10 protein-coding genes are annotated in these 11,833 nt (G+C 59.4%); 5 read left to right on the forward strand and 5 right to left on the reverse strand.

Annotation, left to right across the window (positions count from 1 at the left end; all coding sequences use genetic code 11):
- The first annotated feature begins 107 nt into the window (after window positions 1-107).
- The 5 genes from AC0L2O_RS07310 to cax all read left to right on the forward strand — a co-directional run bounded on the left by AC0L2O_RS07310 (window position 108) and on the right by cax (window position 6,465).
- Complete coding sequence (locus AC0L2O_RS07310; protein WP_473369226.1) at window positions 108-1,415, forward strand: MFS transporter; 1,308 nt, start codon at window positions 108-110, stop codon at window positions 1,413-1,415.
- Window positions 1,415-3,574, forward strand: coding sequence for an amylo-alpha-1,6-glucosidase (locus tag AC0L2O_RS07315; RefSeq protein WP_473369227.1), 2,160 nt, complete (start codon window positions 1,415-1,417; stop codon window positions 3,572-3,574). The genes AC0L2O_RS07310 and AC0L2O_RS07315 overlap by 1 nt, the downstream gene beginning before the upstream one ends.
- A 293-nt stretch (window positions 3,575-3,867) precedes the next feature.
- Window positions 3,868-4,233 carry a BA14K family protein gene (locus tag AC0L2O_RS07320; RefSeq protein WP_473282716.1) on the forward strand — a complete coding sequence of 122 codons (366 nt, stop codon included), beginning with the start codon at window positions 3,868-3,870 and terminating at the stop codon, window positions 4,231-4,233.
- An 80-nt stretch (window positions 4,234-4,313) separates the two neighbouring features.
- Window positions 4,314-5,363 (forward strand): AI-2E family transporter, encoded by a 1,050-nt coding sequence (locus AC0L2O_RS07325; RefSeq protein WP_473369228.1) that lies wholly within the window; start codon window positions 4,314-4,316, stop codon window positions 5,361-5,363.
- Between the two features lie 7 nt (window positions 5,364-5,370).
- Window positions 5,371-6,465, forward strand: a complete 1,095-nt coding sequence (gene cax, locus AC0L2O_RS07330) for a calcium/proton exchanger (RefSeq protein ID WP_473369229.1) — start codon at window positions 5,371-5,373, stop codon at window positions 6,463-6,465.
- 103 nt (window positions 6,466-6,568) lie between these two features.
- Here cax and AC0L2O_RS07335 read toward each other — a convergent pair whose 3' ends face one another.
- From AC0L2O_RS07335 to AC0L2O_RS07355, 5 genes are all read right to left on the reverse strand, one after another.
- Window positions 6,569-6,817: a hypothetical protein gene (locus tag AC0L2O_RS07335; RefSeq protein ID WP_473369230.1), complete on the reverse strand. Its 249-nt coding sequence runs from the start codon at window positions 6,815-6,817 to the stop codon at window positions 6,569-6,571.
- Window positions 6,814-8,067 carry a c-type cytochrome gene (locus AC0L2O_RS07340; protein WP_473369231.1) on the reverse strand — a complete coding sequence of 418 codons (1,254 nt, stop codon included), beginning with the start codon at window positions 8,065-8,067 and terminating at the stop codon, window positions 6,814-6,816. Before AC0L2O_RS07340 ends, AC0L2O_RS07335 begins: the two co-directional genes overlap by 4 nt.
- Before the next feature lie 12 nt (window positions 8,068-8,079).
- Window positions 8,080-9,846 (reverse strand): GMC family oxidoreductase, encoded by a 1,767-nt coding sequence (locus tag AC0L2O_RS07345; protein WP_473369232.1) that lies wholly within the window; start codon window positions 9,844-9,846, stop codon window positions 8,080-8,082.
- A gap of 10 nt (window positions 9,847-9,856) precedes the next feature.
- The gene (locus AC0L2O_RS07350; protein ID WP_473369233.1) at window positions 9,857-10,624 is read right to left on the reverse strand and encodes a gluconate 2-dehydrogenase subunit 3 family protein; all 768 of its coding nucleotides are present in this window, start codon (window positions 10,622-10,624) and stop codon (window positions 9,857-9,859) included.
- A gap of 413 nt (window positions 10,625-11,037) precedes the next feature.
- On the reverse strand, window positions 11,038-11,439 hold the full coding sequence (locus AC0L2O_RS07355; RefSeq protein WP_085409199.1) for a hypothetical protein: 402 nt from the start codon (window positions 11,437-11,439) through the stop codon (window positions 11,038-11,040).
- Window positions 11,440-11,833: the final 394 nt, after the last annotated feature.

Below are 11,833 nucleotides of genomic sequence, written 5' to 3' on the forward strand. Positions count from 1 at the left end.
TGCGGGTAGTGCGGTTTCGGCAAAAAGATCCCGACCCGAGCCTCAAGGAACCTCATCGGTCAGATCGGCTTGAATGTGCAGTAGCACATTGCCTGAGCCGCTTCCCAATGAGCGCCCGAACCAACCTTCGAGAGGCAGTCGCCGGCTATCGCGCGGCCAGCAACTCGCTTCATGAGGCATCCTCCCGTCAAAGTCGGTGGGGTCTCGACTGGATGAACTTCTTTATTGCCGACGTACAGACCGGCTTCGGTACCTACGTCGCCTTCTATCTCGCGCGGAACGGCTGGTCCGAAGGAAGCACCGGGTTGGCGCTCACCGTCGGCGGACTTGCAGGGGTATTGAGCCAGATCCCGGGGGGCGCCCTGTGCGACGTTCTGACATGGAAACGTGGACTGGTCGCGATTGGGATAATTGCGATCGGCGCGGCAGCGCTGATCCTTGCCCTGTCGCACTCGTTCGCGCCGATCCTCTGCGCCGAGGTGTTGCACGGGGTTACTGCCGGAATGATCACGCCCGCCATTGGAGCAATCAGTCTCGGTTTGGTGGGCCGCCGAGCGATGTCGCTGCGCACCGGCCGAAATTATCGATTCGCTGCGGGAGGGCACGCCGTCACTGCCGTTTTGATGGGACTGGCGGGCGCCTATTATTGGCCAGGCGCGATGTTCCTGGCCGCGGCAACGCTATGCGTTCCCGCGCTGATCTCGCTCAGTTTCATACGGCCAAATGAAATCGACTACGCGCGGGCCCGCAATGCAGCGATAAATCAGCAAGCTAAGAACGTCGGTCGCGTACTGGACCTTGCCAAAAATCGGCCGCTCGTCCTCTTCGCGGCCGCAATAACGCTATTCCAGCTGGCGGACGCCTCAACACTGCCGCTCATCGGCGAAAATATCGCGAGAGCCGGACAAGGATCCGTATCGATTTCCCTTCTCGTTATCGTTCCGCAGATTGTGGTGGCGACCATCTCTCCCTGGATAGGGTATCACTCCGAAAAGAGAGGGCGCCGGCAGCTTCTGCTCATCGGTTTTGCACTTGAACCCGTTCGTGCTGGCCTGCTTGCGTCTACGACGGCGTTGCCGTTCCTCATTATTGCCCAAGTGCTGAGTGGCGTCACTGGCGCCGTCATCGGCGTTCTCATGATCGTCGTCATAGCCGATCTCACGGTGGCAAGCGGACGGTTCAACCTCGCTCAGGGTATCATCGGAGCAATGAGCGGATTGGCCGCATCGGCCAGTACTGTGTCAACTGGTTATTTCTTCCAGGGATTTGGCTCCTGGACCGGGTTCCTTGTGATCGCCGTGATTGCGACTGCGGCGACAGCGCTCATCTGGGTATTCCTTTCCGAGACCAAGCCCCCTGGGCCCGATGAGATCGTCGACGAAACGCCGCATGCAGTAGCGGAGCGAAACATCTGATGCATGAGATCAAGGTAGGGCCACCTCAAATTGCTATTAATCAGGGACACAGTGTTCTGCTTACTGATCCCGACGGACAAATCCCATTCCCATCCAACAAGGGGCTTTATTTCTTCGATACGCGGCTGATCAGCAGTTGGACAATCTGCGCAAACGGGACGCCGTGGCGGCTACTTAACAGCGGCAATCTTTTCTATTACGCGTCGCGCATATTTTTGACCAATTCAGCCATTGCCACAGAGCAAGGGACGATCACACCAAACACGCTCCAACTGGGGGTCAGCCGGTCGATCGATGGCGGGGTGCACGAGGACATTGACGTCGTGAACCACGGATCGGAGCCGGTCCGTTTCAACCTGGAAATCAAGATTGAGAGCGACTTCGCCGACCTGTTCGAAGTCAAATCCGGAAATATCGTTCGACGGGGCCGCATAACGACTGAATGGTCGAAGAGCCCATCAGCACTGAGGAGCATCTATCGCGAGAAAGATTTCTGTCGCGAACTTCGGGTGGTGATTGGGCGAAGTAATTCTGAACCTGTCTATGCGAACGGGTGGATTAGCTTCGAGTTGCGAATGGAGCCTCGCCAAGAATGGCATGCTTGTCTCCTTTACGAGTTGGGGGACGGTAAGGCCCGCGCGAAGGCACCCGATCAATGCATCGCGGATATCCGGCAATCGAAGGTCGGCCAGCGGCTTGAGAACTGGGAAAAAACCGTTTTAAAGGTCCAAACCAGCAACGAGGAATTCCGCCGGCTATTCGACCAGGCGATCAAAGACGTGGCGTCGCTTCGGCTGCCAATTGAAAGAACGAACCACCTCGACTTTATTCCGGCTGCCGGGGTGCCTTGGTTCGTCGCCTTGTTCGGCCGAGACAGCCTTATTGCGTCACTGCAGAATGCTCTCGTCTACCCGGATTTTGCGCGAGGAGCGCTTGAAATTTTGGGTGCGCGCCAGGCCACAACACGCGATGATTTTCGTGACGCAGAGCCGGGCAAGATTCTACACGAATTGCGCTTCGGCGAACTGGCACACTTTAACGTCGTGCCGCATGCCCCGTACTATGGCAGCGCGGACGCTACCGTGCTTTACCTGATCGTATTGCATAGCGCTTGGCGCTGCACCGGGGACAGGGGTCTGCTCGAGCGCCATCTTCCGACCGCTCGACGTTGTCTCGATTGGATCGACGACTATGGAGATCGTGACGGGGATGGCTTCCAAGAGTATCAGACGCGCTCTCCGGCAGGCTACGAAAACCAGGGATGGAAGGACGCCGGGGACGCCGTTGTCGACGCGGACGGCTCCCTCGTCAAGGGGCCAAAGGCGCTTTGTGAGCTGCAAGGCTACGTCTATGACGCCTGGCAGAAGATGGCCGAGATATTCGACGAACTCGGAAGCAAGGAGGACGCGCAGTGTTTGCGCGTCAAGGCACGGGCGCTGTTCGATCGCTTTAACGAGGCCTTTTGGGATGAAGCCTCCGGATTTTACGCCTACGCGCTGGATGGCGATAAGCGTAAGGTTCTCAGCGTGGCGTCGAACCCGGGGCATTGCCTTTGGTCGGGCATTGTTCCTGTCGATCGTGCACAAAGCGTGGTCCGGCGGCTCATGGCGCCGGACATGTGGAGCGGATGGGGCATAAGGACACTCTCAGCCGAGCACCCGGCGTTTAATCCCCTGTCCTACCAAAACGGGTCTGTTTGGCCGCACGACAACAGCCTCATCGCTATCGGATTCCGACGTTACGGATTCGCGGCGGAAGCCGCGAGCGTGGCCTTTGATGTGACCCGCGCGGGCAGCTACTTCGCCCAGCATCAAATGCCGGAGCTCTACGCGGGGCTGCAGCGCGACGAGATCAGTTTCCCCGTGCAATATTTAGGCGCGAACGTTCCGCAGGCGTGGGCGGCCGGATCGACGTTCTTGTTCCTCCAAGCAATGCTGGGAATCCAGCCGAATGCCCCCGAGCAAAGGCTCCACGTTGACCCGGTACTGCCCGAATGGCTGCCGGACGTTACTGTCACGGATCTCCGGCTGGGAGAGTTGCAGTTCGACGTCCGTTTTCGGCGCGAGGGCGGCACTACGCAGTGGGAGGTTCTTAGTGGCGGCGCATTCAACGTCGTAGGCCGGAGCTTTTCGACGGGCAGGTATCTGCATCCCCATTAAGCTGTCGACCGTCGGAGTTCTGCGGACAGTTCATTGTCTCGTCCTTAGCGCCCCCTGAGGTCGTGCGCCCGACTATACGTCTGACGAGGCTTCACCCTGATCCCTCCATGATGTCGGTTCGAGAGCCCGTCTGCTCGGAAGCGGACCGAGACTGCTCCTCTCGCGGCATGTTGGCGCGACCGCGAGCAACAGCGCACCTGCGACCCTCTGACGCTTGATCCCGCAAAGCATCATCGGAACGCAAGCTGAAGAAAGACCGTTGCACCCGTACTCAACGCACCATGGAGGCATGCATGAGCTTGCGAACTCCCTTTCTCTTCGTCACTACTGCTGCCGCGATTACCCTTGCCTCAACCTCAACCTTACTCGCCGCACCGATTGCGCCGGTGTCGATCGCGCCAGCGGCTGCATCGATTCAGCAGGTGCAGTACCGGCATTGGCATCATCATGGCTGGGATCGGCCGTACTGGCACCGACAATACGGGCCCGGTGCCGCCGTTATCGGCGGTCTCGCCGCCGGTGCTCTCATCGGGGGCGCGATTGCGAACAGCGAAGCAAGAGCCGATGCCAGTGCTTACTGCGCGCAGCGGTATAAATCCTATGACCCTGCATCCGGCACCTATCTCGGCTACGATGGGGTCCGACATCCGTGCCCATGACTGATCTGGCGGGCCGCTGCGGCGACGCTTCCGTCCTCAAGCACGCTGGCTGGACCGCCGCGATGCCGAGGACCTGCTGAATGGACACGGGCGAGTTCACCAAACGCGTTGCGATCGCGGTGGCGATCGCAACCATTCCGTTCCTGCTATGGTACCTTCGCTCGGTGCTGCTGGTGGCGGTCGGCGCGATCCTCCTCTCGGTCGTCCTGGACCTCCTGTGCCGTCCGCTGCGCTGGTGCAGAGTGCCAAGACCGGCGTCGGTCGGCCTGACGGTTCTCCTTGTATTCGGATCGTTCGGCGTAATCGCGTACCTGTTCGGCACGACGCTGTCGAGCGAGATGCAAGACGTGCTGAAGCGCGCCGATGTCGCGGCCAAGACGATCGCGAATGCATTGCAGCATTCCGGGTGGGGGGCAGCGCTCCTGGAGCACATGGACGCAAGCCAGCTCTCACTCACAAGTTGGGTCGGCAACATCGTCAGCGTGAGCAGTAGCGTGCTCGCCTCGTTGGTGCTCATGATCGCAATGGGCGCGTATATGGCGGCTCAGCCAGCGGTATATCGAACCGAGGTCCGCAAGCTGCTTCCGCTGAGATGGGCAAACCCGCTCGAAGCCGCAGCCAAGCACATCATTCAGTCGCTTCAGATGTGGAGCATCGGTCAAGCCATCCAGATGCTGCTCGTAGGCGTGCTCACGACGGCGGCAGTCTGGTTGATCGGCTTGCCGTCTCCGCTGGCTTTGGGTGTCATCGCCGCCCTCGCGGAATTCGTCCCGTACGCAGGCCCCTTCATTGCGGCGGTCCCTGCGCTGCTCGTCGCCACGGCGCAAGGCTGGTCGCCACTGCTTTGGACCGCGCTGTCCTACGTTGCCATACAGCAAATTGAGGGAAACGTGCTGCTCCCGATCATCCAACGGCGGCTCATCGCCATTCCGCCGGCCCTGATCCTGTTTAGCATCTTGGCGGTCAGCAGCTTTTTCGGAGTGGCGGGCGTGATTTTCGCGGCACCGATCAGCGTGATGATCTATGCGGCTTTGGAGACAAGCGCCCTGAAGGCGCGCAATGCGCATGTTGGTCCAGACCAGGGACTTGGTGCAGAAATTTCACGTGAGAAGCCGCGGCATGACTTCTAGTGCGGGAATGAACACCGGAAACAGGGGGGGTGAAGCACCAACGGTGCTCCTGCTCCTACTGGCTTTGACGCCCCTCTCGTTCGGCCTCGCCTACATGAACGCGCCGCCAGTGCTGCGATTCGTCACCAGCGCCGCGGCGATTGCTGTCCTGGCGGAGTGGATCCGCCGCGGCACGGAGCAACTCGCGAGGTACGCAGGACCTACCATCGGCGGCCTCACCATGGTGACGTTCGGTAGCGTCGCGGAGCTCGTGTTGGCCTTGTTCATACTTTCGAGCGGTGAAACGGCCGTCGTTCAGGCCCAGATTACCGGCTCGATCATCGGCACCAGCCTTTTGGGCTTGGGAATCGCGATCCTGATAGGCGGTCTCTCGCGGCAGCGGCAGACATTTAATCCAGCCAAGGCCGGACTGCTATCGACGCTCCTGATCTTGTCAGTCATCGCACTGCTGCTGCCGGCAGTGTTCGACTATACGGGTCGGCAGGATCAGTTGCACAACATCCGCCTCACCGATGAGGAGCTGAGCCTGGGCGCATCGATCGTATTGCTTCTACTCTACGCAGGAAACATCGGTTACACGCTGATCACTCATCGTGATGTCTTCGCCGATGAGGAAACCCAGGGCAGTCCTGCCTGGGGGCTGGCAATCTCGATCGGGATCATCGTTGGTGGTACTGCCATTATCGCGGTCGAAGCGGAGATCGTCTCCGAGGTGCTGACCCAGACGGCGACAGCGCTGAGGATTTCGCCGACTTTTCTTGGAGTGATCGTACTGGCTCTCGTTGGGACAAGTGCCGATATTTTCGCGGCGAGTTGGTTCGCTCACCGCGACAACATGACGGCTGCTTTGAATATCTGCATTGGCTCCGCGATCCAGCTTGTGCTGGTGGTCGCGCCGATTTTGGTCCTTCTGTCGGCGTTCATGGAAAAGCCGATGAGCCTGGTGTTCAGGAATCCTCTCTATCTTTTTGCAATCGCGAGCACGGCATTCATCGTCAACGCCATCGCCCGCGACGGCGAGACGACCTGGTTCGAGGGCCTGCTTTTGCTCGGCGTGTACATTCTGTTTGGACTGGGCTTCTTCTTGATTGGTCCGGCCTGACGATAAGCGTTGAGGATGGCCGATGTGCGCGGCTTGAGGTCCGCCAGATCGGACTGCTTGATCTCAGGGTCGCGTACTGAACCGAGAGGCAGATCCTGAGCTGCTACCGGGAATAAGTTGTGTGGCGGTCTTCGCGCGCATGCTTTTGCCGCTCGGTGCGGAGAATGTGCCTCGTAATCTTTCGGTCACGCTTGAACGCGCCTTGCGTGGCGTGATATGCGGCGATTCCTGGCGTTTCCTTCGATTTGTCTGGCGCGGCGTAAGCCGCCGTTGTCAGCAGAAGCGCGGCAGTGCAGATGCCGAAACAATTCATAGACTTCATGCCGATTCTCCTTGCAAGCAGAACATTCATCGGCCGCTGAGCTCCTGGGGAGTCGAGCGACGCAGATCTCCGACCTTCGACGCGGATACTTGAGGCGCCGAATTGCCCCAGGCGTTTCTCACGTAAGTAGCGAGGTCCGCAATCTGCTGGTCCGAAAGCTTCCAATCGAAGGCCGGCATCGACACCTGCGTGGGCCGGGCGTCAGTGGTCGCCGCGTGCGCACCATACAGGATCAACCGGACGATCGTGGTCGGATCTCGGTCCTGTACGTTGCTGCTTCCCTGAAGACGCGGAAACATCGCCGGCACGCCCTGACCATCAGCCTGGTGGCATCCCGCACAATTGTCGACGTAGAGTGCTTTGCCGGCGGCCATATCCTTCGGATCTGGTTCAGCAGCTTTGTTGTCTTCGGCAGCTGCTGGAACATCCTTGAGATAAGTCGCGATCGCCTTGAGATCATCATCGTTCAGCTTCGAGGTCGAGAAGGTGATCACCTCGGACATTGGGCCGTACGCAACCGTTCGGTCGTTCCGACCTGTCTTGAGGAACGTAACGATCTCGTCGATGCTCCAGTTGCCCAACCCTGACCGCAGGTCGGCCGTCAAGTTCGGGGCGAACCAGTCCTGCAGTTTGCCGCCCCGCAAGGCGGACTGCTTCTCTGCTGCGCCCAAAACATTCGTCGGGGTGTGACAGGCGCCGCAATGTCCAAAGCCCTCAACGAGATAGGCACCGCGATTCCACTCGCGGGATTTCTGGTCATTTGACTGGAATGTTCCTTCCCTGAAGAACAGTTCGTTCCAGCCCTTCATGACGACGCGGTCATTCAGTGGCCATGCAAGCTCGTTAGGCGGCGGCGACTTTGCTACCGGCTCAAGCGAGCTCAGGAAGGCTTTGAGCGCGTCAGAATCCTCGCGTGTGACTTTGGTGTACCAGGGATATGGGAAGGCAGGGTAGAGATAGCTTCCGTCAGCGGCAATTCCCTGATGCAGCGCGCGATAGAACTGATCATCGGACCAGCTGCCGATCCCGGTTTTTCGATCCGGCGTGATGTTGGCCGAGTAGATCGTGCCGAACGGCGTCGGAATGGCACGGCCGCCTGCAAATGGCTTACTCCCAGGCGCAGTATGGCAGGCCTCGCAATCCCCAGCCGCGGCCAAATAGCGTCCTCTCTCGACTTGGCCGAACGACAACTGTTCGCAGTGAGCGGGCGAAACGAAGAGACTTGCAGTAAACGCGTAGCACGAAGCAAGCAGTGCCAATCTCAGAGCTGTAAATGACATTTCCCGATCTCCTCATGCCTGAACCAACGGGCCGGGATTCCTCAGGTATTGCGTTTTGATCGCCTGCGCGGACCAGAGCGCCAGAGCAGCAACCGTACCAGTTGGGTTGTAGCCCGGGTTCTGCGGGAAGGCCGACGACCCCATCACAAACAGATTCGAAACGTCCCAATGCTGGAGGTAGCGGTTGAGGACGCTCTCACGCGGGTTAGAGCCCATGATCGCGCCCCCCGTATTGTGGGTCGTTTGATAGGGAGTGATGTCGTAATGGCCCTTTCGGGGATTACTCCTGATCTCCCGGGGCTTCATGGCCCGGGCAATCTGCTCAGCCTTCCCGGTCAGGAAATCCGACATTTTGTGTTCGTTGTCGGTGTAGTCGAACGTCATCCGCATCAGCGGTCTGCCGAGAACATCGCGATAGGTGGGATCGAGGTCGAGGTAATTCCCTCGATGGCTCATGACCGAGCCATGCGTGGCCACCGACATCGATTTGAGGTAGTCGTGGACCACCGCCCTCTTCCATTTAGGCCCCCATTTCGGCGTGCCATCAGGCACCAGATGGGTCTCGATCGGGCGACCGTTGGTATTCCAGCAGGCGATATAGCCGCCTCCTATGAATCCGAGATTGGTGTGGTCGAAGTTGTCTCCGTTGAATTCGTCAACGACCATTCCTAGTGCGCCGGCACCGATGAACGGGTTCAGGAGCTTGTCATCATAGAAAACGTCGACACTGGAGACGATCTGGTAGGCGTAGTTCTTGCCGAGCGTACCTGCTCCAGTGCTCGCGCTATAAGGGGTGCCGATCCCCGAGAGCAGCAGCAGATGCACGTTGTGCAGAACGAAGGCACTGAGAATAATCAGATCGGCTGGCTGCTCGTACTCGTCACCCTGGGTGTCAACGTAGGTGACGCTGACCGCCCGTTTCCTGTCACTGTCCATGTTGATTTTGGTAACTTCGCACTCGGTCCTGAGCGCAAAGTTCTTCTTGCGAAGCAACACCGGCAGAATGGTCGTTTGAGGACTTGCCTTGGAATAATTCCCGCAGCCGAACTTTTCGCAGAAGCCGCAATAAGTGCATGGACCGAGCTGCACCCCAAGAGGGTTGGTATAAGCACGAGACATGTTGGCCGATGGGGCCGGGAAAGGCTTTAGTCCGATGTCTTTGGCGCCCTCTGCAAACAGCGTGGGACCGTACGTCATCTCCATGGGTGGGTTCGGATAATCTCTGACCCGCGGACCTTCGAACGGGTTTCCACCGGGCTGGATCTGACCTTTGATATTCCCAGCCTTGCCCGAGATGCCGCAGAGGTACTCCCATTTGTCGTAGTAGGGTTCCAGGTCGTCATAGGTGACGCCCCAGTCCTGGACAGTCATGTCCTGCGGTAGTGCTGCCGCGCCATAGCGGTCCGTGTTGTGGCTCCGGGCGAGGAAATCACTCGGCAGGAAACGCCAGTTCTGTCCATTCCAATGAATTCCCGCCCCGCCCACGCCCGTCCCTGGGAGAAAGGAGCCGAGTTGGCGCATCGGTAGGGCAGTCTCGCTCGTCGAGTTTCGAAAGCTCAAGGTCTCGCGCGCGGGCTCCTGGAACAGCGCATGGCGATAATAGTAGCGGAGCTCGTCTTGAACGAACGTGGTGGCAAAGTCGGTCGTGGTATCCCGCCAACCACCGCGCTCGAGCGCCAACACGTTCAGCCCGGCATCGGTCAGTTCCTGGCCGAGCAGTGCGCCCGTCCAGCCGAACCCCACGAGAAGCGCATCCACCGGAGGGAGCTTGGTGGCCATGTCGGGTCCCCTATCCTTTTGGAGTCCAATCGGGACGGCCGTAAAGTGAGACTGGCGGTAATGGGTAGCGCTGGCCGTGCTTACTGACGAAGTCGCGGTAGTCGTATCGCGCGCCCGGAAAGCCGATCATCTTCCACGCCGCCATATCCTTGTTTCCGCCATACAAGGGATCGGCGAAGTATCCCTCTTGGGTGTTGAGCAGGAGCTGCTTGAAGAATGTCTTCGCGTCGACCTGCTCGAGCTTTGCTTTTCCCTCCTCGAGTTCGCCGAGCACCTTGTCCTGCTGCTCTGCGCTAAGCTCTACGAAGGGCTTGCCGCCGAACTTGGTTCGGCAGTAGCCATCGATCGCTTTGATCGCCGCTCGATACAGCTGAGCCGGCGTCATTCTTGATTGGTATCCTTGGCTCTCCGTGCCCTTCGCCCAAGGCCCCCCCATGTACCACCGCTCGGCCCGCCCGTAGGCCCCGGCGAGCTGCCGATCGAGGAAGACGGTAACGCCCACCTCCTGCGCGCCCGGTCCAAGTTCGTCGTTCGGAATGAGTCGAGACACCGCGGCATCCACCCAGGCAACTTCACCCGGGGAGAAAAACTGATAGCCGCTCTTGGAAACAGGCACCGGGTTGCTGGCTTCGCCCGGCGCCCACGGGACCCCTTGCGAGATTGTGTCGGCTTCTGCCGTGCCGGAAGAAATGGCCAGCGACGACCCGGCGACAATTCCGGCGGCGAGCAGCTCCCGCCGGCTGACCCCCGAACTCGCCCTTCGTTCTGTCTTCGCCATCGCCGGCCCCCTTTTGTTTGTGGACGCAACAACAACTCACGAGGACTGCGGGTTCGCGCCGGAGGAGGGGGCACTTATCGAAAGTTCGTACGGTTGCGGACCATCTAACCAGATAAGGTCAAAGGGTCCCCGTCAGCAAACGCACGAACTCCAAGACGTTTTCTGCTTGAGGTGCTTTGATTCGACAGCTCTCCCGCTCTTCGCCAGGAGGGAGTTCGTCAGCCGCCCTCCTGGCCCGATCCGCGAGTTGCTTCAATCGTTGGGGCAGCGGCGCGAGTTGTTCACCCCGGCCCCGACGCCGGCGTTTTTTTCCTGGACGCTTCTCCGCAGCTCGCCACGCCAATCGCTTCATGTCGCTTCTCATCCGACGCCGTTAGTCCGAGGACTCCGGCCCTTCGCCTCTATTTGCGTCTCTATTTGGAAGTGCCCTGCCGCTGGGAGTTCGAGCCGGTGGTGCTTTGAGATCCAGTAGTGCCTTGAGATGAGGAGGCCGAATTCGAGCCGGAAGGATTCACGTTCATGGCTTCGAACACGGACATTCCATGCGGACCGATCGTCATCACCACCGGATTTCCGTCCTTACTCTTGGCTTGCACGACGAAGGATTCAGCTACGACCTTGACGTCCGTGAAGCCGGCCTTTTGCAGATCTTGTTGGATCTTTTGCGCCGCGGCAAGATTCTGGTTCGTGTTGCTCGCGGAATTGCCCGACGGCTGCGATGAGGCCTGAGATCCGGTCGTGGCGTTCTGTGCGACGGCGGGTGCTGCCAACGCCATCAGGGCAACGGCAGAAGCTGTAATGAGCATCCTGTTCATGTGAGACCTTTCCAGGTGGAGGATTCCATACCGATATAGCGAACGGACAGCCACGACGTTCCGACCATTGGGCTCTCGGTTGATTTAACGTCGGTACGTCAGCGAACAGAGCGGAACCCGCGGCTGTGAAATCCGTTTGTACGCTACCGCGCAAAGAATCCGAGCACCTTGCATTCACCGAAGGCACAGAGCTGCAGTCCAATCGTTGAGCAGTCGCTCAGCCGAGGGACCGCCGCAGGCTGAAGCGTATTGGGGGCCGGCTCATGCTGGAAGATAGATCCATCCGACTTTACCTTCGGCTACGCTGCGTGCCGACGGTAAGCGCGCTCACGACTGCACATGCCGGCGTAAGCACGCCGAGAAGAGAGTTCGGCAGCCGTAAACCGAGAATGAC

It is taken from the genome of Bradyrhizobium sp. Kon10 (genome assembly GCF_055807395.1).

Coding starts and splice junctions, on each gene's coding strand:
- AC0L2O_RS07310 (WP_473369226.1), top strand. CDS start 108: ATGAGCGCCCGAACCAACCTTCGAGAGGCAGTCGCCGGCTATCGCGCG.
- AC0L2O_RS07315 (WP_473369227.1), top strand. CDS start 1,415: ATGCATGAGATCAAGGTAGGGCCACCTCAAATTGCTATTAATCAGGGA.
- AC0L2O_RS07320 (WP_473282716.1), top strand. CDS start 3,868: ATGAGCTTGCGAACTCCCTTTCTCTTCGTCACTACTGCTGCCGCGATT.
- AC0L2O_RS07325 (WP_473369228.1), top strand. CDS start 4,314: ATGGACACGGGCGAGTTCACCAAACGCGTTGCGATCGCGGTGGCGATC.
- cax (WP_473369229.1), top strand. CDS start 5,371: ATGAACACCGGAAACAGGGGGGGTGAAGCACCAACGGTGCTCCTGCTC.
- AC0L2O_RS07335 (WP_473369230.1), bottom strand. CDS start 6,817: ATGAATGTTCTGCTTGCAAGGAGAATCGGCATGAAGTCTATGAATTGT.
- AC0L2O_RS07340 (WP_473369231.1), bottom strand. CDS start 8,067: ATGTCATTTACAGCTCTGAGATTGGCACTGCTTGCTTCGTGCTACGCG.
- AC0L2O_RS07345 (WP_473369232.1), bottom strand. CDS start 9,846: ATGGCCACCAAGCTCCCTCCGGTGGATGCGCTTCTCGTGGGGTTCGGC.
- AC0L2O_RS07350 (WP_473369233.1), bottom strand. CDS start 10,624: ATGGCGAAGACAGAACGAAGGGCGAGTTCGGGGGTCAGCCGGCGGGAG.
- AC0L2O_RS07355 (WP_085409199.1), bottom strand. CDS start 11,439: ATGAACAGGATGCTCATTACAGCTTCTGCCGTTGCCCTGATGGCGTTG.